26 protein-coding genes are annotated in these 23,781 nt (G+C 70.1%); 11 read left to right on the top strand and 15 right to left on the bottom strand.

Annotated elements, in window-relative coordinates; translation table 11 throughout:
* Positions 1–4 precede the first annotated feature (4 nt).
* The 4 genes from ITP53_RS33625 to ITP53_RS33610 all read left to right on the top strand — a co-directional run bounded on the left by ITP53_RS33625 (position 5) and on the right by ITP53_RS33610 (position 4,853).
* Positions 5–832 carry a MetQ/NlpA family ABC transporter substrate-binding protein gene (locus tag ITP53_RS33625; RefSeq protein WP_195899487.1) on the top strand — a complete coding sequence of 276 codons (828 nt, stop codon included), beginning with the start codon at positions 5–7 and terminating at the stop codon, positions 830–832.
* A 144-nt stretch (positions 833–976) separates the two neighbouring features.
* Positions 977–2,512, top strand: a complete 1,536-nt coding sequence (locus ITP53_RS33620; RefSeq protein ID WP_195899486.1) for an AMP-binding protein — start codon at positions 977–979, stop codon at positions 2,510–2,512.
* A 527-nt stretch (positions 2,513–3,039) separates the two neighbouring features.
* Positions 3,040–3,891 (top strand): hypothetical protein, encoded by an 852-nt coding sequence (locus ITP53_RS33615; RefSeq protein WP_195899485.1) that lies wholly within the window; start codon positions 3,040–3,042, stop codon positions 3,889–3,891.
* 101 nt (positions 3,892–3,992) lie between these two features.
* Positions 3,993–4,853, top strand: coding sequence for a hypothetical protein (locus tag ITP53_RS33610; protein ID WP_195899484.1), 861 nt, complete (start codon positions 3,993–3,995; stop codon positions 4,851–4,853).
* Positions 4,854–5,148: 295 nt separating this feature from the next.
* Here the strand turns inward: ITP53_RS33610 and ITP53_RS61345 are convergent, their stop codons facing one another.
* Positions 5,149–5,334, bottom strand: coding sequence for a tyrosine-type recombinase/integrase (locus ITP53_RS61345; RefSeq protein ID WP_195899483.1), 186 nt, complete (start codon positions 5,332–5,334; stop codon positions 5,149–5,151).
* Positions 5,267–5,581 (bottom strand): hypothetical protein, encoded by a 315-nt coding sequence (locus ITP53_RS33600; protein WP_195899494.1) that lies wholly within the window; start codon positions 5,579–5,581, stop codon positions 5,267–5,269. Before ITP53_RS33600 ends, ITP53_RS61345 begins: the two co-directional genes overlap by 68 nt.
* 214 nt (positions 5,582–5,795) lie before the next feature.
* On the opposite strand from ITP53_RS33600, the gene ITP53_RS33595 reads away from it, so the two are divergent.
* Entirely contained in the window at positions 5,796–7,031 is a 1,236-nt protein-coding gene (locus ITP53_RS33595; protein WP_195899482.1) for a S1C family serine protease, read from the top strand.
* A 91-nt stretch (positions 7,032–7,122) separates the two neighbouring features.
* Here the strand turns inward: ITP53_RS33595 and ITP53_RS33590 are convergent, their stop codons facing one another.
* From ITP53_RS33590 to ITP53_RS33555, 8 genes are all read right to left on the bottom strand, one after another.
* Positions 7,123–7,863 (bottom strand): ABC transporter permease, encoded by a 741-nt coding sequence (locus ITP53_RS33590; protein WP_195899481.1) that lies wholly within the window; start codon positions 7,861–7,863, stop codon positions 7,123–7,125.
* Positions 7,856–8,737 carry an ABC transporter ATP-binding protein gene (locus ITP53_RS33585; RefSeq protein ID WP_195899480.1) on the bottom strand — a complete coding sequence of 294 codons (882 nt, stop codon included), beginning with the start codon at positions 8,735–8,737 and terminating at the stop codon, positions 7,856–7,858. The genes ITP53_RS33590 and ITP53_RS33585 overlap by 8 nt, the downstream gene beginning before the upstream one ends.
* Positions 8,734–9,057, bottom strand: a complete 324-nt coding sequence (locus ITP53_RS33580; RefSeq protein ID WP_195899479.1) for a winged helix-turn-helix domain-containing protein — start codon at positions 9,055–9,057, stop codon at positions 8,734–8,736. The genes ITP53_RS33585 and ITP53_RS33580 overlap by 4 nt, the downstream gene beginning before the upstream one ends.
* Positions 9,054–9,674: a transporter gene (locus ITP53_RS33575; protein WP_195899478.1), complete on the bottom strand. Its 621-nt coding sequence runs from the start codon at positions 9,672–9,674 to the stop codon at positions 9,054–9,056. Before ITP53_RS33575 ends, ITP53_RS33580 begins: the two co-directional genes overlap by 4 nt.
* Before the next feature lie 82 nt (positions 9,675–9,756).
* The gene (locus ITP53_RS33570) at positions 9,757–11,508 is read right to left on the bottom strand and encodes an amino acid ABC transporter ATP-binding/permease protein (protein WP_195899493.1); all 1,752 of its coding nucleotides are present in this window, start codon (positions 11,506–11,508) and stop codon (positions 9,757–9,759) included.
* Positions 11,509–11,516: 8 nt separating this feature from the next.
* Positions 11,517–13,391 (bottom strand): thiol reductant ABC exporter subunit CydD, encoded by a 1,875-nt coding sequence (gene cydD, locus ITP53_RS33565; protein WP_328816598.1) that lies wholly within the window; start codon positions 13,389–13,391, stop codon positions 11,517–11,519.
* A 6-nt stretch (positions 13,392–13,397) separates the two neighbouring features.
* On the bottom strand, positions 13,398–14,162 hold the full coding sequence (locus ITP53_RS33560; RefSeq protein WP_195899477.1) for a cytochrome d ubiquinol oxidase subunit II: 765 nt from the start codon (positions 14,160–14,162) through the stop codon (positions 13,398–13,400).
* Positions 14,163–14,174: 12 nt separating this feature from the next.
* Positions 14,175–15,332 carry a cytochrome ubiquinol oxidase subunit I gene (locus tag ITP53_RS33555; RefSeq protein WP_195899476.1) on the bottom strand — a complete coding sequence of 386 codons (1,158 nt, stop codon included), beginning with the start codon at positions 15,330–15,332 and terminating at the stop codon, positions 14,175–14,177.
* A gap of 86 nt (positions 15,333–15,418) precedes the next feature.
* Here ITP53_RS33555 and ITP53_RS33550 point away from each other — a divergent pair, with 86 nt between their 5' ends.
* Positions 15,419–15,754 (top strand): helix-turn-helix transcriptional regulator, encoded by a 336-nt coding sequence (locus ITP53_RS33550; RefSeq protein ID WP_195899475.1) that lies wholly within the window; start codon positions 15,419–15,421, stop codon positions 15,752–15,754.
* Between the two features lie 28 nt (positions 15,755–15,782).
* On the opposite strand, the gene ITP53_RS33545 is transcribed toward ITP53_RS33550, so the two are convergent.
* Positions 15,783–16,448: a permease prefix domain 1-containing protein gene (locus ITP53_RS33545; RefSeq protein ID WP_195899474.1), complete on the bottom strand. Its 666-nt coding sequence runs from the start codon at positions 16,446–16,448 to the stop codon at positions 15,783–15,785.
* 109 nt (positions 16,449–16,557) lie between these two features.
* On the opposite strand from ITP53_RS33545, the gene ITP53_RS33540 reads away from it, so the two are divergent.
* From ITP53_RS33540 to ITP53_RS33530, 3 genes are read left to right on the top strand one after another with little or no spacing between them, the layout of a single operon-like run.
* Positions 16,558–16,911: a VOC family protein gene (locus ITP53_RS33540; RefSeq protein WP_195899473.1), complete on the top strand. Its 354-nt coding sequence runs from the start codon at positions 16,558–16,560 to the stop codon at positions 16,909–16,911.
* On the top strand, positions 16,908–17,333 hold the full coding sequence (locus tag ITP53_RS33535; protein ID WP_195899472.1) for an ArsR/SmtB family transcription factor: 426 nt from the start codon (positions 16,908–16,910) through the stop codon (positions 17,331–17,333). Before ITP53_RS33540 ends, ITP53_RS33535 begins: the two co-directional genes overlap by 4 nt.
* Positions 17,305–17,760 carry an SRPBCC family protein gene (locus ITP53_RS33530; RefSeq protein WP_195899471.1) on the top strand — a complete coding sequence of 152 codons (456 nt, stop codon included), beginning with the start codon at positions 17,305–17,307 and terminating at the stop codon, positions 17,758–17,760. Before ITP53_RS33535 ends, ITP53_RS33530 begins: the two co-directional genes overlap by 29 nt.
* 24 nt (positions 17,761–17,784) lie before the next feature.
* Here the strand turns inward: ITP53_RS33530 and ITP53_RS33525 are convergent, their stop codons facing one another.
* A complete protein-coding gene (locus ITP53_RS33525) occupies positions 17,785–19,146 on the bottom strand; it encodes a pentapeptide repeat-containing protein (RefSeq protein WP_195899470.1) in 1,362 nt (453 codons plus the stop codon).
* 233 nt (positions 19,147–19,379) lie between these two features.
* Between ITP53_RS33525 and ITP53_RS33520 the strand changes: the two genes are divergently transcribed.
* Positions 19,380–19,754, top strand: a complete 375-nt coding sequence (locus ITP53_RS33520; protein WP_195899469.1) for a thioredoxin family protein — start codon at positions 19,380–19,382, stop codon at positions 19,752–19,754.
* 106 nt (positions 19,755–19,860) lie between these two features.
* On the opposite strand, the gene ITP53_RS33515 is transcribed toward ITP53_RS33520, so the two are convergent.
* From ITP53_RS33515 to ITP53_RS33505, 3 genes are all read right to left on the bottom strand, one after another.
* Positions 19,861–20,628 carry an SAM-dependent methyltransferase gene (locus tag ITP53_RS33515; protein WP_195899468.1) on the bottom strand — a complete coding sequence of 256 codons (768 nt, stop codon included), beginning with the start codon at positions 20,626–20,628 and terminating at the stop codon, positions 19,861–19,863.
* A 146-nt stretch (positions 20,629–20,774) separates the two neighbouring features.
* Positions 20,775–22,112 carry a class II 3-deoxy-7-phosphoheptulonate synthase gene (locus tag ITP53_RS33510; protein WP_195899467.1) on the bottom strand — a complete coding sequence of 446 codons (1,338 nt, stop codon included), beginning with the start codon at positions 22,110–22,112 and terminating at the stop codon, positions 20,775–20,777.
* A 65-nt stretch (positions 22,113–22,177) separates the two neighbouring features.
* Positions 22,178–23,389: an FAD-dependent oxidoreductase gene (locus tag ITP53_RS33505; protein WP_195899466.1), complete on the bottom strand. Its 1,212-nt coding sequence runs from the start codon at positions 23,387–23,389 to the stop codon at positions 22,178–22,180.
* Between the two features lie 120 nt (positions 23,390–23,509).
* On the opposite strand from ITP53_RS33505, the gene ITP53_RS33500 reads away from it, so the two are divergent.
* Positions 23,510–23,781, top strand: a 272-nt coding sequence (locus ITP53_RS33500; protein WP_328816590.1) for a zf-HC2 domain-containing protein, incomplete at its 3' end; no start/stop codon positions are given.

Below are 23,781 nucleotides of genomic sequence, written 5' to 3'. Positions count from 1 at the left end.
AATCATGAAATTTCGTATCATAGTAGGTGCTGTCGGCCTGGCTCTGTCGCTCGCCGCGTGCGGTGCGTCGCAGTCCGCGACCACCAGCCCGGCGGCCGAGTCGGCGGACACCGTGCTCAAGATCGGCGCCACCCCCGTGCCGCACGCGGAGATACTCGACTTCGTCAAGGACAACCTCGCCCCTGCCGCCGGGCTGAAGCTGGAGGTCGTGGAGTTCACCGACTACGTCCAGCCGAACGTGCAGCTCGACGAGGGCCGGCTCACCGCGAACTTCTTCCAGCACAAGCCGTACCTCGACGACTTCAACGCCTCCAAGGGCACCGAGCTGAGCTTCGTCACCCCGGTGCACCTGGAGCCGCTCGGCCTGTACTCCACGAAGATCACTGACGTGTCCGCGCTCGCCACCGGCGCCACCGTGGCGGTCCCGAACGACGCCACGAACCTGGGCCGCGCGCTCAAGCTGCTCGCCGACAACGGCGTCGTCGAGCTCAAGGACGGCGCCGGCGTCGCCGCCACCGAGCACGACGTGGCGGAGAACCCGAAGAACCTGCGGTTCAAGCCGCTTGAGGCGGCCCAGCTCCCGCGCTCGCTCGAGGACGTCGACGCCGCTGTGATCAACGGCAACTACGCCATCGAGGCCGGGCTCAAGCCCGCGTCGCAGGCGCTGGTGCTGGAGAAGACCGCGGCCAATCCGTACGTCAACGGCCTGGTCGTGCAGGCCGGCCACGAGAAGGACGCGAACATCGTCACGCTCGGCAAGCTCCTGCGGGACCAGCGGGTCAAGGACTTCATCGCGCAGAAGTACGAGGGCTCGGTCATTCCAGCGGAATGATCGGCGTCACCGCCCGGCCGCGTACCACTCGGGGTGAAGAGCGTCTACCACGCCGCCTGACCCCCGCTCAGGAGCCGCGATCTCAACGGAGATCGCGGCTTCGCGATGCTGGCGCGGTGGCCACCAACCGAATACTGTTCGGTCATGTATCCGGGAGCCATCGCAGCAGTCACCCCAGACAAGCCCGCTGTGATCATGGCGGGCTCCGGGCGGGTCATCACGTACCGCGAGCTGGACGAGGAGTCGAACCGGCTGGCCCACGTGTTCCGGGCGGCCGGTCTGCGGCCGGGCGACCACATCGCCTTCATGCTCGCCAACCATCCGCTCTTCCTCGCCGTCACCTGGGCCGCGCACCGCTCGGGCCTGTACTACACGCCGATCAGCTCGCGGTTGCGGACCGACGAGCTGGCCTACATCGTGAACAACTGCGGCGCCCGGGTGTTCATCTCGAGCGCGGACCTGGCCGGCGTCGCCACCTCGATCACCGCCGCCACACCGGGGGTCGAGCTGCGGCTCATGCTGGACGGCGCGGCCGAGGGCTTCGAGTCGTACGAGGCGGCGGTCGCGGCGCAACCCGTCACCCCGGTCGGCGACGAGTGCCTGGGTATGGACATGCTCTACTCCTCTGGCACCACCGGGCGGCCCAAAGGCGTCAAACTGACCTCGACGCACGGGCCGCTCACCGAGCCCGGCATGCTGCTGAAGCTCATCGAGGCGCTGTTCGCGCCGTCGGCCGAGAGCGTCTACCTCTCGCCCGCGCCCCTCTACCACGCCGCCCCGCTGCGTTACAGCCTGACGTTCCAGCGGCTCGGGGCCACGGTGGTGGTGATGGAGCGCTTCGACCCCGAGCAGTATCTGGAGCTGGTCGAGCGGTACGCGGTGACGCACTCGCAACTGGTGCCGACGATGTTCATCAAGATGCTCAAGCTGCCACCAGAAACCCGGACAAAGTACGATATTTCGTCGCTCGGGTATGCGATCCATGCCGCCGCGCCCTGCCCCGTACCCGTCAAGGAGCAGATGATCGGCTGGTGGGGGCCGATCATCCACGAGTACTACGCGGGCACCGAGGGCAACGGCTTCCTCTACGTCAACTCCCAGGACTGGCTCCAGCACAAGGGCACCGTCGGCCGCTCTCTGCTCGGCGTCGTGCACATCTGCGACGAGGACGGCGGCGACCTGCCGCCCGGCGAGCACGGCACGATCTACTTCGAGAACGGCGGCCGCTTCGAATACCATGGCGACCCGGACAAGACCCGCTCGGCGCAGGACCCGCTCGGCCGGGGCTGGACCACGCTGGGCGACATCGGCTACCTGGACGCCGACGGCTTCCTCTACCTCACCGACCGCCGCTCGTACATGATCATCTCTGGCGGCGTGAACATCTATCCGCAGGAGGCGGAGAACGTGCTGGCGGTGCACCCGAAGGTGGCCGACGTGGCGGTGTTCGGGGTGCCGGACGAGGAGATGGGCGAGCAGGTCAAGGCCGTGGTCGAGCCGGTGTCGATGGCCGAGGCCGGACCCGCGCTGGAGGCGGAGCTGATCGAGTATTGTCGCGAGCACCTGGCGCACTACAAGTGTCCCAGGTCGGTCGACTTCCGCGCGGAGCTGCCCCGCCACCCGACGGGCAAGCTCTACAAGCGCCTGCTGAGGGACGAGTACCGGCCCGTCGGCGGGTAAATTCTCCGCCAATTTCCGCCGCCTCGACCCTCCCTCCCACCTCGATCGATAAGGCAGCCGTCAGGGCACCAAGGCCGCGCCGAATCGGCGGCTTGACGTGCTCTTAGGGCATCGCGACCAGCATGCGAACGACAGTGTAAGCAGGACGGACCGCACCCGCATACACAACAATTAAACGCCCCATTAGCGATCTTGTCGGGTGTTGGCTTCCCCGCAGGTCACAGATTCCGGCAGGGGAACCGACGGCGATCCGGGCTGTCCTCAATCCTCGTCGTCATCATCCGGTTCGGGGCCGACGAACGACCCGAGGTTCGCCCTGGTGTAGACCAGGCCGCGATCCCGCAGCCCGGCGATGGCCTTCCTCGCGGTGATCTTCTACCAAGCTCACCGCCGAGCTCTGCAGGCGGTCGGGGTGGACGTGGAGCTCACCGTGGTGGACGAGACCAGGTATTACGTCACCTCGCCGCAGGGGGAGGAGATCGTGGCCGCCATGGTGGACATCGCGTCCAAGGGGTCCGGCCGCCGGGGTGCTGCTCGTGCTCGCCACCCAGCGGATGACCACGGACGCGATCCCGGGCCCGCTCAAGGGCGTGTGTTCGCTGCGGTGGGCGGTGCGCTGCCCCGACACGACTGCGTCGAACGCCGTGCTCGGCCAGGGCGCGGCCGGCGCCGGATACAACGCGTCCGACATCCCGCGCTCTCACCGCGGCGTCGGCATCCTCGACGCGGACGGGAGTGACCCGGTCAAGATCCGGTCGTACTTCCTCGACGACGCCGGGACGGACCTTGCCGACGTGGCCGCGGTGGCGTACGAGCTGCGCCGCGCGGCCGGAACGCTGCCGCCCGAAGTCCAGGCGGTGGCGCAGGATCCTCGTGTGCCGGCGCTGCCGCGGCAAGGGGGAGGTGCGCCGGTAGCGGCCGGCCTGTGGCTGACATCCCTGATTGACACCTTCGTGACAGTCTGCGACAGCTGTGCACCAGCGCCCAGAGCGGCGCGTCCTACCCCGTCCACATCCCTGCTCACAGGAGCCGCAATGCGTTTCCCTTTGCGCACTCTCGCCAGCCTGGCCGCGCTCTCTGGAGCGTTCCTCATCTCGGCGCCGGCACCCGCCCAAGCCTCCACAGACGCCGCGGCGGCGGCCACGTACCGCGGCGAGGGCGACGACGTGGTGCGCATCCCGGTCACCTCGGCCGCGGGCATCGTCAAGGCGAGCCACAGCGGCGAGTCCAACTTCATCGTGTGGGCGCTCGACAGCCGCGGCAGAACCTCGAAGCTGCTCTCCAACGGGATCGGCGACTATCGGGGGCGTGTGTTGCTGCCCGCCGGCGCCCGCTACGCCACGATCGAGGCGGACGGCGCCTGGTCGATCAGCCGATAGCCCGTCACCTCAGCCACATCCAGCAAGAACGCGCCTCACTGGACGGTCCAGTGCCGCGCCAACCTAGGCCCCACCGGGGGCTGACCTCGAAAGGAATCTCGATGCTCAAGAAGATTTTCGCGGGTGTAGCGGTCGTCGCGGCGGCCAGCGCCGCGAGCGTGGCGACCGCCAACTCGGCGTCCGCTCAGGCCCCGCTGACCCACACGGTGCACGTCACCGGCAACTACGACACGGGCAGCCACGGTCCGTGGGCGCGGCTGGACTTCGACCGCACGGTCAGGATCACCGCCGGCGGTCCCACCAAGATGGACTGGGAAGTCCGGCTGACCGACAAGGGAACGTTCCGGACACTGGCCGGCAAGAAGTCGCCGAAGGGCGGTGCCACGTTAGGGCGCGTGGATGGCTCGTTCACCGGGACGTTCGAGTTCAAGGTCAAGTCCGCGACGAAGCCCACGGCCGCCAGCGTGCGCAGTGGCTACAACTTCCGGTGCAACATGGACGGTTCGGGGAACCGGGAGACGGACTGCCCCGGCATGCCGGCGCCCACCAGCACGTGGCCGAGCCTGTACTTCGGCCAGGGCGCGACGGTGACCGCAGGGAATTGGCTCTGGGACTACCGGGCCCCGTGCGAGCGGTGGGTCAACAGCCTGTCGGGGGACGTGGGCGAGATCACCGGGAAGGGTTGCGCCAAGCCGGCCACTCCCGCGGCGCCGGTCGTCAAGCAGCCGACCTGCTCCAACCCCAGTGGACACGTGAAGGTGAGGGATGTTCGCGGCGTGGACTACAAGCTGTTCACGGCCGCGACGGAGAACACCACGCCTCTGACGCCGGGCGGGTGGAAGTCGGTCGCGAAGGGCACCTACCTGGTGCAGACCGCGCTTGAGGACGGCTACAAGTACGCGGCCGGCGCGAAGAAGTGGTGGAAGGTCGTCATCAAGCCGGCCCGCGGCTGCACACGGTAAGCGGCCCTCGGACAGCACGAAACCGGCCCCCGCCCCCTCCGTGATGGAGGAGACGGGGGCCGGTTTCGCGTGCGTGGCCGGATTACAGGCCGCGGAGGTCCCGGCCCGTGTGAGCGGCCCCGGGTGCGAGCTCTCCGCGTTGGAGGGCGACTTGGTGCTACCCAGGAGGATGCCGACGATCGGCCAACGCCTCTGCAGCGTGGACACGACAGCCTGGTACAGGGGCACGCACACGGCGCCCACGGCCAGGCTCACCTGGGTGGCCGTCGTGGGGAGGTCCCGGGCTTTCTCGTACCTACACCCGATCCGCCGGCGAAAACCTGGCATGAGCCGCCCGCGCCCGCTCATCACCCAGCTCCTCGGTGTAATGCCTGAGCATCGAATCAGATTTCCAGCCGAGAATCCGCTTCACATCATCCGGCGACGCACCGGCCGCCAGCAGCTCGTGCGCCGACGTCCCCCGGAAGCGGTGCGGATGCAAGTTCTCGACCCCGGCCTGTCGCCTGGGCCGTCTTGTCGCCCACCGGCGCCCAGTGCTCGTTGCCGCCCTTTAGCACGATCCGGAGCCGACGGCCTCGCAGATCTACGGCGAAATCCGCCCCGCGGCACACCTCCAGGACGCGGCCGAACTCCTCCAAGGTGACGTACTCGCGCGCCTTCGTCGGCACACGCGGCCGATCCGTCTTGAGCACGGGGGACACCGTGGTGCGCTCCTCCTCGTCGACCATCCAGTTGAACCAGACGGAGAGGTAGGCGTGCGCGGCGAGCGCGGTGGGCGCGCCACGAAGGATTTTCGAGCGGTTGCACGCTGGCGGCGATGCCCTTCCAGCAGCGGTAATACGCTGAGCGTGAGCCGTTTCGCGCGGCTCGGATCAGGGGCTTAACGTGCTCTTACGCGATCCTTGCCACTCTTGTGTCATCGGGATTTGAGGGAGATGACAGATGAACGCGAACGAGCCTCGCGAGCAGCACGCCGGCGGGTGGAGCCAGTTCGGTAGCACGCCGCCGGCGGCCGGGGGCTTCCCCCAACGGGACACCATCGCCATGGAGCAGCAGCCGCCGCCTCCGCCGCCTCCCGCCCCGCCGAAGCGGACCGGCCTGTCAGGAGCGGGACGCAAGGCCGTCGCCGGGCTCGCCCTCGCCGCCATGGCCGTCGGAGGCGGCATCGTGGGGGCCGTCGTCGCCAACTCGTTCCAGCCGGAGCCGGTCGCGAGCGGCGCGCCGAGCCCCACCTTCAGGTCGGCCTCCAACCAGCTCACCGTCGCCGAGGTCGCGGCCAAGGTGCAGCCCAGCGTCGTGATGATCCAGGGCCAGACCGGCGAGGGCTCCGGCGTGGTGCTGTCGGAGGACGGTCTCATCCTGACCAACAACCACGTGGTCGAGGGCGCGTCGCAGGGCGGCCAGATGACCGTCAAGTTCAGCGACGGCAAGACCGCCAAGGCCACCGTGGTCGGCACCGACCCGGCCACCGACCTCGCCGTCATCAGGGCGGACGGCGTCTCCGGGCTGACCGAGGCCACGCTGGGCGACAGCGACGCGCTCAAGGTGGGCGACGCCGTGCTCGCCATCGGGAGCCCGCTCGGCCTGGACGGATCGGTCACGGCGGGCATCGTCAGCGCGCTCGACCGTACGCTCACCACCGGCGACGAGCCGCGCCAGCAGCTCCCGCCCGGCTGGGGCCAGGAGCCGCAGAGCCAGGGCGCCAGCACCACGATCGGCGGCGCCATCCAGACCGACGCCTCGATCAACCCGGGCAACTCCGGCGGCGCGCTGGTGAACGCCGCGGGCGAACTGGTCGGCATCAACACGGCCATCGCCTCGGAGGCGGCCGGCGGCGGCGTGGGCTTCGCCATCCCGGTCAACACCGCCAGGCACGTGTCCGAGCAGCTCATCGACAACGGCAAGGTGAGCCACGCGTACCTCGGCGTGAGCGTCACCGACGCCACGGGCGACGTGCCTGGCGCCCTCGTCAGGGAGATCACCCCGGGAAGCCCGGCGGAGAAGGCCGGAATGCGGCAGGGCGACCTGATCACCGAGATCGGTGGGAAGGCGGTTGACGGGGGAGATACTGTTGTTGGGCAGGTCAGAGGTTTCAAACCGGGCCAACAGGTCAAGATCACATATATGAGGGACGGTGCGGAAGCCGAGGTCACCGTCACCCTCGAAGAGATGAAGTAACCAGGACCCCCTCATGGACGGGTGTGCCGTCGAGATCGCTGCGGACTCGGCGGCACACCCCCCCATTTTCAGATCCGTTTTCAAGAGTTTTTCAGGAGAAACGCCGGCCCTCGTCCCGGCGGTAGGCCCAGCCCGCGGCGACGGCGAGGAGCACGGTCCACGCGGCCAGCAGGACCAACGCCACCGTGTCCGGGCGCTGCCCCACGCTCGCCCACCAGATCAGCTCGGCCGCGCCCCTGGTGGGCACGTACGGCGAGACGACCTCGACGAAGTCCGGCAGCAACTGCGGCGGCATGAGCAGCCCGCCCAGAATCGCCAGCGGGAAGAACAGGACCTGCGACACCGCGATCGCGGCCTTGGACGACAGCAGGAAGCCCACGAACATCCCCATCAGCATGATGGGGATCCCGCCCACGATCAGCGCGCCCAGCGCGAGCAGCAACCGGGCGGGCGTGATCGTCGCCTCGGTGAAGACCGCCGTGACCAGGAGCACCGGCACCACCGAGATGAGCATGACCGCCACGGTCACCATGATCCGCCCGGCGAAGTGCGGGAACGGCCCCGCGGGCAGCGTGCGCAGGTACGGGTTCCACGGCTGCTCGCGATCCTGGGACACGGAGATGCTGAGCCCGATCAGCGCGCTGGACATCGCGCCGAAGAACATCAGCGCGCCGGCCGACTTGGTGGCGGCCGTGGGATCCGCGGCCACGTACGGCACCGCGAACGCGAGCATCGCGATGGCCGGGAGCAGACTGCTGGCCGCCAGGCTGATGGGGACCCTGATCTGCTCGATCATGAGATAGCGGGCGTGCGCCAGGGCCAGGCTAGACATGCGCGGTCTCCTTCGAGGTGATGGCGAGGAAGGCCTCCTCGAGGGTGGTCGGCCTGATCTCGAGGCCGGAGAACGGCGTGCCGCTCCTCACCAGCTCCACGACCAGCCGGTCGGGATCGGTGGTGACCAGGCTGATCCGGCCGTCCGCGCGTTCGGTGCCGAGCACGCCGGGCAGTTCGGGCAGGTCGTCGGCGACGAGCGAGACGCGGCGCACGCCCACGATCTCGCGTACGGCACGCACGGTGTCGTCGGCCAGCACCTGGCCGTGGCCGACCACCACGACCCGCTGGGCCAGGGCCTCGATCTCCTCAAGGTAGTGGCTGGTGAGCAGGACCGTGCCGCCGTCCTCGTGGAAGGACCTGATGCCGTCCCACAACGCCCGCCTGGCCTCCACGTCCAGGCCGGTCGTCGGCTCGTCGAGGAAGACCAGCCGCGGCTTGCCCGCGAACGCCAGCGCCACCGCCAGCCGCCTCTTCTGGCCGCCGGACAGGCCGCCCACCTGTCTCCTGGCCAGATCGCCGAGACCGAACCTGGCCAGCAGTTCGCCCTTGTCCGCCCGCTCGGGGAAGTGCGCCGACACGACGTCGACGATCTCCGAGACGCGTAACGACTCCGGCAGCCCGGTCTCCTGCGGCGTCATGCCGATGCCGCGGCGCATGGCCGGGTCCTGAGGTGAGCCGCCGAGCAGCTCGACCGTGCCGGACGTGGGGCGGCGCAGCCCCACGAACAGGTTGATCAGGGTGGACTTGCCCGCGCCGTTGGGGCCGAGCAGCCCCACCAGCTCGCCCGCCCTGATGTCGAGCGTGACGCGGTCGAGCGCCAGCACGTCGCCGTAGCGGCGGGTGGCCTCGATCGTTCTCGCGAGGACCGTCATACGTTTCCTCCAGCGTTGTCCAGCAGGGCGCGAATCGCCTTGGTGTATTCGTCGAAGGCCAGCCGCCCGCGTTTGGTGATCGCCACGTACGTGACGGGAGTGCGGCCCTTGTGCGTCTTGGTGATCCGGACGTATCCGGCTTCTTCCAGCTTGGTCAGATGGACCGACAGGTTGCCCGCGGTCATGCCGAGCAGATCCTTCATCGAGGCGAACGCCATCTCGTCGCCGTCGCCGAGGACGTTGAGCGCGGCGATCACGCGCAGCCTGGCCTGGGCGTGGATCACCGGATCGAGCTCAGGCAGAGCCTGGTCCGCGCTCATCCGCGGCGCCTCAGCCACAGGCCGAAGACGATGAAACCCCCGCCCACCAGGACGGCCATCAGCAGCGCGTGCCAGGCGGCCCCGAGCACCACGCCCACTCCGTTGACGACGGCGACCCAGACGCCGGCGAAGAACATCGGCCAGTTCAGCCAGATCGCGCCGCCCGCCATGTAGAGCGTCGCGACCACCATCATCGACATGCCCGCCCAGAGCAGGCCCGACTCGCCGGGAGGCAGATGGGGAGAGATCCGACCGGCGATGATCGCCATCAGCATCATCCCTGCGAAAAAGGCAAGGCCGTACATCGTTCCTCTGGCCGAGCTGTCGCCGCGGACCAGCTTGCTGCTCCGCGCGTACCCCCGCGCGGATACCGCCCCGGCGACGATGAGCCCCACCATGAGCACGCCGAGCGCCTGCCCCTCACTGATCGGCGCGTACGGCTCGCCGCTCAGCCCGAGGTGCAGGAAGTACGCGGTGAAGCCGAGCAGCCAGGCCACTCCCCACGGCACGTAGACCAGCATCGGGTTGCCGCCGAGCAACCTCACGGTGGCCGAGTTCTGCTCCTTGATGACGCGGAGCACCTCTTCGGGGGTGGGGGATCGCTCGTCGTCGACCATGCAAACTCCTCGTAGGTTCAAACTGGTTTGTAATTTAAACCTACTTGCCGCGCAAACTCAACCGCTACCCGCTACGGGATGCTCACCTTCTGGTCAGGACCTCGGACTCCCACAGGTCCCGGTAGTAGCCGGGCGCGGCGACGAGCTCGTCGTGACGCCCGCGCTGGGCGACCCGGCCCTCGTCCAGGACGACGATCTCGTCGACCAGCTCCAGGCCCTTGAGGCGGTGCGTCACCAGGACCGTGGTGCGGTCCCCGGTCACGTCGAGCAGGTCGCTCATCAGCCGGTCGGCGGTCTCCTCGTCGAGTGCCTCGGCCGGCTCGTCGAGCAGCAGCACCGGGGGGTCGTACAGCAGCGCCCTGGCCAGGGCCAGCCGCTGCGCCTGCCCGCCGGACACGGTCTTGCCGTCCTCGCCCAGCTCGGCGTCCCACCCGGTCCGCTCGACCCAGTCGTCGAGCCTGGCCTCCCTTACGGCCCGCCGCAACGCCTCCTCGTCGGCGTCCGGGCCGGCTAGGCGCAGATTGTCGCGGAGGGTGGTGCGGAAGATGTACGGGTCCTGGGTGAGCCCCGTCATCAGGGTCCGTACGTCGTCCCCTGAGAGGTCCCGGATGTCGACCCCATTGATCCGGATATTTCCGGACTCGGGCTCCACCAGCCGCATCAACGCCGCCAGCAGCGTGCTCTTCCCCGCCCCGCTGGGCCCGACGACCGCCACCCGCTTCCCCGGCGTGATCCGCAACGACACCCCGTCCAACGCCGCCCGTCCCGCCGGCGGCACATCTGCGCCCAGAGAGGAGGGGGGTGCGTCGGCCGTGGCGCCGTCGCGCGCCGTGATCGTGGGCGGTGTGGCGGCGCCGGGGTGGCGTACCACCAGGTTGGCGATCTCGATGGTCAGCGGCGATGCAGGTACGGGGCCCGGTGCGGTGGGCTCGGTGACGGCGGGAGTGGTGGAGCGGACCTCGCGGAGGCGCCTGAGCGCGGCCGTGATGCCCGCCATGCGTTCACCGGCCGCCGCCAGGGGCAGGACGGGCTCGAACGCCACCAGCGCGGTCAGCGCCAGCACGGCCGTGCCGACCGAGCCGGTCCCCGCGCCCTGAGCGAGCAGTACGACGGCCGCCACCGTCAACCCCTGCACCAGGGTGCCCCCGGCCAGGGCGGCGGCGTGGACACGGGCCTGGCGGCGTTCGAGGGCGGCCAGGGATTCGCCGGTGGCGAGCGCCTTGGCCAGCGCCTCGTCGTCCGCGCCGTACGCGGCCAGGTCGGCCGAGCCGTGCACCAGGTCGGCCACCCGGCCCGCCAGCGCGGCCCTGGCCGGCGCGATCCTGGCCGACCAGCGGCGGGCGGCGGCGGCCGTACCGGCGGGGAGCGCCACCCCGGCCAGCACCAGTCCGGCCACCAGGGCGAGCGCCGCCACCGGCAGGATGGTCAGCCCGATGACGACGGCGGCCAGCCCGGCGACCGCCGCCGCGGCGGCGGGCAGGAGGCAGCGGACGAGCAGGTCCTGTACGGCCTCGGTGTCGTCCACCATGCGGCTGAGCAGGTCGGCGCCGCCGTGGCGCGGCTGCTGGGGCGGGATGAGGGCGTGGTAGAGGCGTTCACGGGTGCCGGCCTGGGCGCGCAGGGCCACGTCATGGCCGGTGAGGCGCTCGGCGTACCTGAAGACGCCCTTGCTGGTGGCGAACGCCCTGGTCGCCACGATCGCCACGCTGAGCGCGGCCATGGACGGCTGCTGCGCGGCCCGCGTGATCAGCCACGCGGCGGCGGCGATCAGGCCGAGCCCGGCCAGGTCGGCCGCCGCCCCTGCCAGCACGGCCCACAGCAGTCGCATGCCCATCCGCCGGTTCAACGCTCGTCCCACTCAAGTCCCGCCGCCCTGACCGGCTCCCGCCCCTGACGCCCGCCCTCGCCGTCCTGACCGGGCGGGGCGGTGGTGCCGGCGGCTTCGGTGCCGGAGGGGCCAGTGGTGCCAGTGGTGCCGGAGGTGCCGGTGCCTGTGGTGCCGTTAGTCCGAATGGTTCCAGTGGTGCCAGGGGTGTCGGTGCCGTTGGTGTCCGAGGTGTCGGAGATGACGCGGCCCTCGTGGATGCGGATGACGCGGTCGGCCAGGTCGATCATGGCGGGGCGGTGGGCGACGATGACGGCCGTACGGTCGTCGGCCAGCCTCTCGGTCCCCGCCACCACAGCCGCCTCGCTGCGCCCGTCCAGGCGGGCCGTGGGCTCGTCAAGCAGCAGCACCGACGCGTCAGGCCGGCAGAAGGCGCGCGCCAGGGCGATCCGCTGCCGCTGACCGGCCGACAGGTTGGCGCCGCGCTCGCCCACCACGGTGTCGAACCCCTGCGGCAGGTCCGCCACGAAGTCGGCGTGCGCGCCGGCGGCGGCCTGTCGTACCTCCTCCAGGGAGGCGGAAGGAGCGCCGAGGCGGATGTTGTCCGCGACGGACGTGGCGAACAGGTGCGGCCGCTGCGCCACGAACGCCAGCCGCGCCCGCCAGCTCCCGAGGTCCAGCTCGCGCAGGTCCGTGCCGTCGATGAGCACCCGTCCCTCGGCCGGCTGGACGAAACCGAGGATCAGGTGGAGCAGCGTGCTCTTGCCGCCGCCGCTCTCGCCGACCAGGGCGACGCGTTCGCGCGGGCCGATGGTGAGGGAGACGTCGTCCAGCGCGGCGCCGTCCCGGCCCGGGTAGCGGACGGTGACGCCCTCCAGCCGGATCTCGGGCGCCTCAGAGCGGACTTCCCGCCCGCCGGCGTGAGCGTCGTCCGCGCTGGTGGCCGGGCGTGCCGGGTCGGAAGAGTCGTCCAGTACGGCGAAGGCCGCGTCGGCGGCGGCCACCCCCTCCATCGAGGCGTGGAACCGCGTCCCCATGGCCCGCAACGGCAGATAGGCCTCCGGCGCCAGCAACAGCACCAGCAACGCCGTGGTCAGGTCCAGCGACCCGCCGAGCAGCCGCAGCCCGATCGGCACCGCCACCAGCGCCAGCGACAGCGACGCGCACAGCTCGAGCACCAGCGACGACAGGAACGCCACCCGCAACGTCCGCATGGTCGCGCTCCTGTGCGCGTCCGCGACCTGTTGGATGACGCCGGCCTGGTAACGCGCCCGCCCGAACGCGCGCAGCGTCGGCAGCCCGCGCACCACGTCGAGGAAGTGCCCGCCGAGCCGCGACAGCGCGCGGTACTGGCGTTCGGTCACGGCCTTGGTCGTCATGCCCACCAGCGCGCCGAAGACCGGGATCAGCGGCAGCGTGACCAGCACGATGACGGCGCTCCCGAGGTCGGCGGCGAACAGCCGGACGAGTACGGCCAGCGGCACCACCGCGGCCACCGCGATCGACGGCAGGTAGCCGGTGAGGTACGCGTCCAGGCCGTCCAGCCCCCGCCCGGTGAGCGTGACCAGCTCGCCGGACCGGTGCTCGGTGAGCCGCCCAGGGCCGAGCTCGCGCAGCCGGGCCAGCAGCCGGTGCCGCAGGGCCGACTTCACCCCGGTCGCGGTACGCCCGGCGAAGACGCCCTGCGTCCACGCGAGCAGCGCACGTACGCCCACCACGGCCGCGAGAGCGCCGAGGGCGGCGGCGGTGAAGCGGCCGGACAGCACCCCGGCAAGCAGTTCGGCCTGCACGAGCACGAGCAGCCCCGCGAGAACGGCCGCGACCATGGTGACGGTCAGGTGGCGGCGCACCGACCGCTCGGCCCGCATGAGCCGCAGGAGATCCTTGTGCACGAGTCCTCAGAAGAACGATGGGAGCCGGACGGCATCCTTTCCCGGATGAAAAGTGCGCCATACCCATATTTGCGCGCCAAGCATGATGGGTGCGCACGGCAGCACCATGAAACTGAGCACATTCAACGCGGCCGGGGACGCGCTGTGCTCCAGCAGGTACGGCATCCCGCCCGCGAGCACCCCCAGCACGGGCACGGCGGCCGCGAACCCCGAGACCAGCAGCGCCCGCCCCGGCCTGGACGCCCCGAACGCGCCAGGCGCCCGCCAGGCCAGGAACGTCCATCCGTGGAAGGCGAACAGCAGGGTCACGACCACGCCCAGCATCAGCCCGAGCGGGTGGACGGGTGAGGTGGAGAAGCCGGTGGCCGCCGCGTACAGCGCCATGCCCCAGCCGAACGACAGCCCCAGCGACCCGAACGTGATCATCGCGTCCCAGAACCCGCACCACCTGGAGCCGTCGATCCGGCGCCTGAACCACAATCCGGCGTCGCGCAGCACCCAGCTCAGCAGCATGGCCACCACCACGGGGTACAACCCGAACAGCACCTCGCCCTCGAGCAGCGGGTAGACCCCGAACAGCGTCCCGGCGACCGCGACCAGCCACACCTCGTTGGCCAGCACGAACGGCGCCACGGCCGCCACCATGCGGTCACGGCCCTCCCGCGTCCGTCCGAGCACCGGCAGCAGCAGCCCCACGCCCAGATCGAAGCCCTCCAGAGCGAAATATCCCACCAGCAGCACCGCGAAGACGACGAACCAGATCACTTCCATGTCGAGCACTCCTCAGTAGCTCAGCGCGGGCGAACGGGGCGCGTCGGCGCCCAGGTCGAGACTCCGCGGCCCGCGCCTGACCACCCGCGCGATGAGCACGTAGTCGACGACCGCCAGCAGTCCCAGCACGGCCGTGAACCCGATCAGCGAGGTCGTCACCATGCCCGAGGTCAACCCCGGCGACATGGCGTCGGCCACGGTCAGCCGTTCCCAGATCATCCACGGCTGCCGCCCGACCTCCCTGGCCACCCAGCCGGCGATCGACAGCACGAACGGCAAGGGGGTCATCGCGATCAGGACCGGGTACGTCCACCGCCACCGCGGCAGGAACCGGATCAGCGGCAACAGCACCAGCAGCATGACCATCATCAGCAGTTCGCCGACCGTCATCATGAGTGCGAGCCCCAGCCCTGCCCCCACGTTCTCGAACTTGCCCTCCTGCACCACGCTGAACTGCGCGTACCCCATCGCCGCGGCGAGCAGGCTGCCGGCCGCGCCCACCGCCACGCCGGTGCGCAGCGACCTGGTGAAGAACTCCACCTCACCGGTACGCCGCCGCAACTGGTACGCGCTCGCCCCCGCGAGCACCAGGCCCCCGGTGAGCAGCCCCGCCCCGATGACGTGCGGGAAGGAGAAGACCAGCGCCTTGTTGGAGAGCAGCGCGCCGAAGCCGGCCAGCTCCAGCCGGTCGCCGCGGACCACCGAGCCCGCCGGGTTCTGCAGGAACGAGTTGGCCACCATGATGAAGAACGCGCTCGCGTACGCCGTCAGCGTCACGAGCCAGATGCAGGCCAGGTGCGCCCACTTGGGCAGCCGGCCCCAGCCGAAGATCCACAGCCCCAGGAACGTGGACTCAAGGAAGAAGGCCACCAGCGTCTCGATGGCGAGCGGCGCGCCGAACACGTCGCCCGCGTAGTGGGAGAGCCCGCCCCACGACAGCCCGAACTGGAACTCCATCACCAGCCCGGTCACGATGCCGAGCGCGTAGTTGATGACGTAGATCTGTCCCCAGAAGCGCGTCATCCCCTCGTGCAGCGGCCTGCCCGCGATCGCCCAGCGGGTGTGCATGATCGCCACCAGCGGCGCCATTCCCAGCGTGAGCACCACGAACAGGAAGTGCAGACTCCCCGTCACCGCGAACTGGGTGCGTGCCAGGTCGAGTACATCCATCACGACTCCGTTGTTGTGCCTATCTACATATAGATAGGCTACATGTAGACTGGCTACATACGGAACGGTTGCCTAAGATCGAGGTCATGAACCCGGATGCGCTTCGCGGACACATGGACGCGCTGCTGCTCTCAGTGCTGGAGCGGGAGCCGCTGCACGGCTACGCCATCATCGAGGCGCTGCAGGAGCGCAGCGGGGGCGCGCTGAGCGTGCCGACAGGCACCGTCTATCCGGCTCTGCGCAGGCTGGAGCGCATCGGCCACCTGTCCAGCGAGTGGGCCACGGTGGGCGGGCGCAAGCGCCGCACCTACCGGCTGACGGACTCGGGCAGGAAGCAGCTCGAAGGCGAGCGGTCGGCCTGGCGCGAGTTCACCAACGTGATCGGCAGTGTGCTCCGCGCGGAGACGCGCGCGGCAGGGTGAGGGCCCGGCGCCGGATCGGCGCGCGGGGTCAGTGTGTACGCGATGCCCGGGTGATGCGCAGGCAGCGGACCGCGCCGTAGATCTGCATCCCCCACAGGGACGAGGTCACCAGGTTGGCCAGCATGGTGGGCAGGGCGTCCAGGGTGTTCGGCTCGTCGGCGCCATACGAAAGCAGCAGGGCGAGCCCGGCGGTGATCGGCAGCGTGGCCCACACGATCACCCCCAGCGACCTGGTCAGCAGCCGCGGCCGGCGGATCCACCTGGCGCCCCGGCCCAGCGCGAACAGCACGAGCCCGCCGTACAGGCCGGTGGAGAGCTGGACGACGTCGAGCAGCCGCGAGACCGCCAGGAACCACGTGGGCTGGTGCAGCCAGGCGTCGTCGCCGGCCGGGTAGATCCGCCAGAGCACCGACCACATGAGCACCGTGATCGGGACGCTGACGAACAGCAGGACGCCGAGCCGCCGGCCGGAGGCGCAGGTCAGCTCGGCCTGGTAGCCGGGCGCGACCTCGGCGACCGCCCCGAACTCCGCCACCGCGACCCGCTCCGCCTCCGCCCGGTCGAGCCCGTCGGCCTCAAGGGCGTCCGCCGTGTCGATCAGGCTGTCACGTGCCTCGACGACCAGGTCGCGCTTGGGCCCGTGCGGTCCGGCGAGTGCGTGGTCGAGCTCGGTCACGTAGTCGTCGATCCGCATGATCTCCAGTTTACGGAGGAGGGCCTCAGGGGTTCACTCAGGGAATTCCCCGATATTTCGGAGGGGATGCGGTTGATATGTAGGGAAAAACCTACGTATAGTGGCCGACATGCCGATCTCCTCCATTCTCACCGTGACGTTGCCCGTCGCCGACCAGGAGCGGGCGCTGGCCTTCTACACCGGCGTGCTCGACTTCGAGGTGCGCACCGACAACCCGTTCCCGATGGGCCGCTGGCTCACCGTCGCCCCGAAGGGGGCCGCGACCACGCTGCTGCTGGCCTCCTGGTTCCCCGAGATGCCGCCGATCGGGGGCCTGGTGCTGGCCGCGCCCGACCTCGACGCGCTGGCCGCGCGGCTGCGGGAGCACGACGCCGCCTTCGAGGGACCGAGCGACGAGCCGTGGGGGCGGCAGCTGCTGTTCCGGGATCCGTTCGGAAACGGGTTCGTGGTCAGCCAGACGTGACGGCCGACCACGTGTTCGCGGCCCTGGCCAGCCCGGCCAGGCGCGAGCTGCTGCGACTGCTGCTCGACGAGGGCCCCCAGCCCGCCGGCCGGCTGGCCGAGCGGTTCGACATGAGCAGGCCCAGCGTGTCGGAGCATCTCAAGGTGCTCAGGGACGCGGGGCTGGTGGCCGAGAACCGCAAGGGCAGGGAGCGGCACTACCGGCTGGAGGCGGCGCCGCTCATGGAACTGCGCGACTGGCTCAGCCCGTACGAACGGTTCTGGCGGGAGCGCCTCGCCGACCTCACGACCCTGCTCGACGATTTGCCAGACGAGACCGGGCGGGACGAGACCGGGCGGGACGAGACCGGGCGACACCAGACATTGCCAGACGAGACAGAAGGCGAGAAGGAAGATGACGACGTCCGGCGACAGGACGACTGAGGACCTGCGCGCGATCAGGCTCGACCAGTTCATCGCGCACCCGCCCGCGAAGGTCTGGCGGGCGCTCACCGAGCCCGACCTGGTCGCCAGGTGGCTCATGCCCAACGACTTCAAGGCGGAGATCGGCCACCGGTTCACGTTCACGACGGAGCCCAAGAAGGCGGTGGGCTTCGACGGGGTCGTCTACTGCGAGGTGCTGGAGATCGAGCAGGAGAAGCTGCTGAAGATCAGCTGGAGTGATCGCAAGCGGGCCGACTGGACCGTCACCTGGCGGCTGGAGGCCGAGGGGCGGGGGACCCGGCTGTTCCTCGACCACGAGGGCTTCGACCCGGACGACGAGTTGCAGCAGCTCTCCCGCCGGATCATGGGCGGCGGCTGGCGCTCGTCCCACTTCCGCGCCATCGCCGCCCTCGTGGACAGCCTCTGATCCTGGACAGCCTCTGATCGGCCGTCAGCGGTGCACGGCCGGGTGGTGCTGGGGCTGGCGGGCGGCGTGGGAGGCCGAGGTCAACGCCACGACGGCCGCCGCGAGCGCCGCCAGCAGGACGAACCAGGCCGCCGCCCGGCCCATGCGCATGCCGTACCCGCACAGGAGCCACGACAGGGACAGCCAGAACCGGTGGCCGGACTGGCGGCGCATCTCCATGGCGGCGAAGGCGAAGTCGGCGGAGGTGGCCCGGTCGCTCGGGCGCAGCCCGGAGTAGAGCGCCGCCAGCCGGTCGGGCGTGGTGCCCGGATCCTCCGGGGACGCCCAGCCGCGCAGGCTGTGCTCGTCCGCCAGCGCGCTGCGGCGGGAGAACCAGCGCAGCATCGGCCAGCGCAGGCTCATCCGCAGGCCGCGCGGGGTGAGCGCGAACGTGCAGTCCTTGACCCGCACCCCGTGGGGATGGGCCAGCCCGGCGAACCTGCAGGCCGACAGGTCCAGCCCGAACAACGTCAGGTCGGCCGCCTCCACCTGGCGCAGCGAGGTCACCGTGGACAGGCCCCTGCCGGTCACGGTGGCGGGCCCGCGCAGCACCGCGCCCTCCAGGTCGGCCTGCGAGTCGGTGAGCCTCAACGTGGTCGTCCCCGCCACCTCCACCCCGCGCAGGTCCACGCCGCACCGCGCCACCGTCACGTCCAGGAGCCCGTCCGCGCGGGCCCTGGCGGCCGAGAGCCGTCCGGTGGCCGACAGGTACGCGTCCGCGGCGAAGTGCGCCGTATCGAACCCGGCGTGCCCGCTGACCTTGCGAAAGGACACGGTACGGCCGAAACGCGCCCCTCTGAACGCGGCCCCGTCGCCGAGCCTGGCGCCGTCGAAGGTGGCGTACCCGTCGAACCTGGCCCGCTCGCACGACAGCCCGTGCCCGAAGACCGCCTGGCTGAAGAGCGCGTCGCGGGACATCACGGCGTGGTCGAGCGAGACGTGGCCGCGCACGGTGACCCCGTGGAAGGACAGCTCGCGGACGAACCTGGCCCCGGCCAGCGACACGTTGCCCTCGAAGCGGGCGCCGAAGAACGAGGCCAGCCGGTCGAACCTGGCCCCGTCGAGCGACACGTCGCCCGCGAACGTCACGCCGGGCAACCGGACGTCGCCGGTGAACCTGACGCGGTCGAGCCGCGCCCTGCCGAGTCTGTGTCCGGTGGCCTCGAGGACCCTGGACAGCAGGTCGCCGTTGACTGTCGTGCCGCGCAGGTCGAGCAGGCGGCCGGGGGAGATCTCGCCGAGCACCTCCGGGAGCCGGTCGGGAGGCAGATGTGCGAGGCAGAAGCCGGACGGCCGGCTTGCGATTCCGGTGCAGGCAGCGGAAAACGCGCAGGTGACCCAGTCCATGAATGGGTCATACCCGCACGGGCTCGTGTCAAGGTTCGATGATTTTATGGTCTATCCACTTTTATGTGGAAATATGCGGTCCAGATTCATCGATTTGAGCCGGCCGGGCGGCCGCCGAGCCCCGCCGGGTGCGCCGCTTCCGGGCCGCGCCCGGCCGCGCGGCATGGAATGCTGGGGTTGGGTACGTGGTTGACACCCGATGCACAGATGAGACGACGAGCGAGGAGCCACTTGTGGCGACCATCGAAGTAACCGAGACGAACTTCAACGACATCGCCGACAAGGGGATCGTGCTGCTCGACTTCTGGGCCGAGTGGTGCCCGCCGTGCAAGAAGTTCGGGCCGATCTTCGAGCAGGCGTCGGACAAGCACGACGACATCACCTTCGGCAAGATCGACACGGACGCCGAGCAGGGGCTCGCGCAGGGCTTCGACATCACGTCGATCCCGACGCTCATGGCCATCCGTGACGGCATCGTGGTCTTCGCCCAGGCCGGCGCCATTCCGGGGCCCGCGCTCGAGGACCTGATCGGGCAGGTCCGGGCGCTCGACATGGACGCCATCAGGGCCGAGCTCAGCGAGGAGCTCAAGCAGGCCGGGAAGAACTGAGCGCGTTCGGAGCGAGCCCAGCCCTTCCGAGTCCCGTCCTTCAGAGCCCAGCTCTGGCTCAGCCCTTCAGAAGTCCCGCCCGCGACCGGGCGGGACTTCGGCGTGCTCAGAGCTTGCGGCCCACGCCGACGTAGCCGAAGTTGATGCCGTTCCCCGGGGCGTCCGGGTCGTCGGGACGCCATCCGTTGGGGTAGGTCAGCCCCGGCTCGGCCAGCTCGTAGCCGTCGAAGAAGCGCAGGACCCCCTCCTTGGTGCGGAGGTTGAGCGCGGCGGTGGCCCTCTTGTAGATCTCCAGGGCCTGCGGGGTCGTGTCCGGCGTGCTGTCCACGGCGTGGCTGAGCACCAGGTGGCTGCCCGGCGCGCTCGCCTCACGCAACTTGGTGACCGCGCCGTACGCGATGTCGTCCGGGATGAAGTGCAGGATCGCCAGCATCAGGAACGCCACCGGCCGGTCGAAGTCGATCAGCCCGCCGAGCTTGTCCAGCAACGCGTCCGGATCCCGCACGTCGGCCTGGACGAAGTCGACGTTCTCCTTCCTGGCCAGCAGCGCCCTGCCGTGTACGCACACCACCGAGTCGTAGTCCACGTACACGACGCGCGCCTCGGGAGCGATCTCGTGGGTGTTGCCCTGCGTCGGCAGCCCGGCGCCGAGGTCCACGATCTGACGTACGCCCGCGTCCACCACATGCCGTACGGCCCGCCGCAGGAACGCCCGGTTGGACCGGGCGCCCGCCTTGGTGTCGGGGAACGTCTTGAGTATCTGCTCCGCCGCCGCACGGTCCGCCGCGAAGTTGTCCTTGCCGTCGAGATAGTAGTCGTACATCCTCGCGACGTTGGGGACGTTAGGGTCCACCCCCTCGGGGGCACTATCCACGGTTTTCTCCCAAATTTCGCCTTATTCAGGGCGATGATAGCGGCGGAACCTGAGGATCAACCTGAATTCGGTAAGCCCGAATCTGAGACCTCGATCACCACGCCGACCGACCGGCGTGGTGATCGGCCCGCGCCCGACCGGCCCGGTCAGCCGCGGTAGAGCTCGGCGACCCGGAAGGCCAGGTCCAGGGACTGGCTGCGGTTGAGCCGGGGGTCGCAGGCCGTCTCGTAGCGGGTGGCCAGATCGCCCTCGACGATCTCGTGCCCGCCGCCCACGCACTCGGTCACGTCGTCGCCGGTGAACTCGATGTGGATGCCGCCAGGATGCGTGCCGAGCGCCCGGTGCACCTCGAAGAACCCGGCCACCTCGTCCAGCACCTCGTCGAGCCGCCTGGTCTTGTGCCCGCTGGGCGCCTCGAAGGTGTTGCCGTGCATCGGGTCGCAGATCCAGGCCACCCGCGCTCCGGCGGCGGTGACCTCCTTGACCAGCGCGGGCAGGAGCTCGCGGATCCGGGCCGAGCCCATGCGGGTGATGAACGTGAGCCGCCCCGCCTCGTTGCGCGGGTTGAGCCGCTCGATCAGCGCGAGCGCCTCCTCGGGCGTGGTGGAGGGCCCGAGCTTGACGCCGATCGGGTTGCGGATGCTGGCGAAGAAGTCGACGTGCGCCCCGTCGAGCTGCCGGGTGCGCTCACCGATCCAGACCATGTGTGCCGACACGTCGTAGGGCAGGCCCGTACGCGAGTCGATGCGGGTCAGCGCCCGGTCGTAGTCGAGGATGAGCGCCTCGTGGGAGGAGTAGAACTCGACCGTGTGGAACTCCTCGGGATCGGCCCCGCAGGCCCGCATGAACGCGAGCCCCTGGTCGATCTCCCTGGCGAGCTGCTCGTAACGGCGCCCGGCCGGGGACTCGGCGACGAAGTCCTGGTTCCAGGCGTGCACCTGGCGCAGGTCGGCGTAGCCGCCCTTGGTGAAGGCGCGGGCGAGGTTGAGCGTCACGGCCGAGGAGTGGTAGGCCTTGAGCAGCCGCCACGGGTCGGGGTTGCGTGACTCGGCGGTGAAGTCGAAGCCGTTGACCATGTCGCCCCGGTAGGCGGGCAGCTCGACACCGTCGCGGATCTCGGTGGCCTTGGAGCGCGGCTTGGCGAACTGCCCGGCGACCCGGCCGATCTTCACGACCGGCACCTTGGCCGCGTAGGTCAGCACGATCGCCATCTGCAGCAGCGTCTTGAGCTTGTTGCGCACGTTGTCGGCGGTGGCGCCGGAGAAGGTCTCGGCGCAGTCGCCGCCCTGCAGGACGAACGCCTCGCCGCGGGCGACGGCGGCCAGTTGCTCCTTGAGCTGGTCGCACTCGCCCGCGAAGACCAGTGGGGGCAGGCCGCCGAGCTCGGCGACGACCTTGTCGAGCTCGCCGCGGTCGGGCCAGTCTGGCTGCTGCGCCGCGGGGAGGGCTCGCCAGGAATCGAGATCCACGAGATTGCTGCTCACGAGATACGAGGGTATTCCACTGGCTCTGCCCCACCGACCCTCTTGTCCACGTTGTGAGAAGGCAGTTATACGCCGACGGGCCCCGACGGCCGCACTTTGACGTGCTCAGGACGGACGCCACGACCGATGAACTGCGGGAGTATCCGGCTGAGCAGCGGAATCCTGGTCAGGTCCCGAGGCAGCTTGGACGGGTCGAGCCGGCGGTCCAGCGCCGGGTCGATCACCCGGTTCTGCACCAGCCGCTGCGCCGCCTGCGTCACCCTGGTCGGGAACATCCGCCGCCGCTGGAGCCGGCGCAGGGCGGACTCGGGGATCGGCGCGCCCGACCTGAGCGAGGCGGCCAGCAGGTTGGCGGTGGCCACCGCGTCCTGCACGGCAAGGTTGATCCCCACCCCGAACACCGGCGACATGGCGTGCGCCGCGTCCCCGATGCACAGGAACCCGGGCCGGTGCCAGCGCCGCAGCCGGTTGAGCGCGACGGTGAGCACGCTCACGTCGTCGTAGCCGTGGAGCTGGCCGATCCGGTCCGCCAGCCACGGCAGCAGCTCCGCCACCGGCTCGCGGAGGGCGTCGATGCCGCTGCCGACCAGGTCGTCGTAGCCGCCCTTGCGGATCAGGTAGGCCAGCTGCCAGTAACTCTCCCTGTTGATCGCGACCATCATGCGGCCGCTGGAGATCCGCAGGAAGGTGTCATCGCGATCGGTGTCGTACCGGGGCAGCCGGAACCACACCACGTCCATCGGCGCCCCGAGGTCCTCGGGCACGAGTCCCGCCCGCTCGCGCAGCACCGAGTGCCGCCCGTCGGCGGCCACGGTCAGGTCCGCCCGGATCTCGTGCTCGCCCGACCCGTCGCGATAGCGCAGCCCGCGTACGGCGCCGCCCTCGCGGATCAGGTCGTACGCCTCGGACTCCATCAGCAGCCGGAAGCTCGGATGCTTCGCGGCGGCCGACGTGACGAGCTTGAGGAAGTCCCATTGCGGCACGAACGCGATGTAGTTGTACTTGGTCGGCAGGCTGCGCAGGCTCGCCACCCTGATGTCCCCGTCGTCGGTCGCCAGGCTGGCTCCGTACGCCTTCCTGTGCGGGAGTTTCAGGAACTCCGTCACGAGCCCCAGCTCTTCGAGCACCTCCATCGTGGACGGATGGATGGTGTCCCCGCGGAAGTCGCGCAGGAAGTCGGCGTGCTTCTCCAGCAGCGTCACCTCAACGCCTGATCTGGCGAGAAGCAGCGCGAGCATCGCACCGGCGGGTCCACCGCCGGCGATCACACATCCCATAATTCATCACCCGATGAGATTGTCGCACACCATACGAAATGAGCAACCCCCGTGGCCATCCGACATGCCCGAGCCGCCGAAGTACATGCGTGAGCCTCCTCTCACACCGGGAGTGGACGAATGAACGACGAGCTCCACACCCTCTCTGGCGCCTACGCCGTGCACGCACTGCCGTACGCCGAGCGGGTGCTGTTCGAGGAGCACCTGCTCGCGTGCCGGGGTTGCGGGGACGAGGTGTGGCGGCTGCGGGAAGCCGCCGCCCGCCTGGCCGAGTCCGTCGCCGAACCCCCACCCGCCCTTCTGCGCGACAGCCTGCTCGCCGCCGCCCACCACTCCCGCCGCCCCGGCACGGAAGCCGCCGGCGACACCCCCACGATCCGTCGCCACACCCC

It is taken from the genome of Nonomuraea cypriaca (assembly GCF_015645445.1).
GTDB classification, from domain to species: domain Bacteria; phylum Actinomycetota; class Actinomycetes; order Streptosporangiales; family Streptosporangiaceae; genus Nonomuraea; species Nonomuraea cypriaca.
Note: the sequence above shows the minus strand (reverse complement) of the source record. Positions and strands in the feature narration are given on the sequence as shown.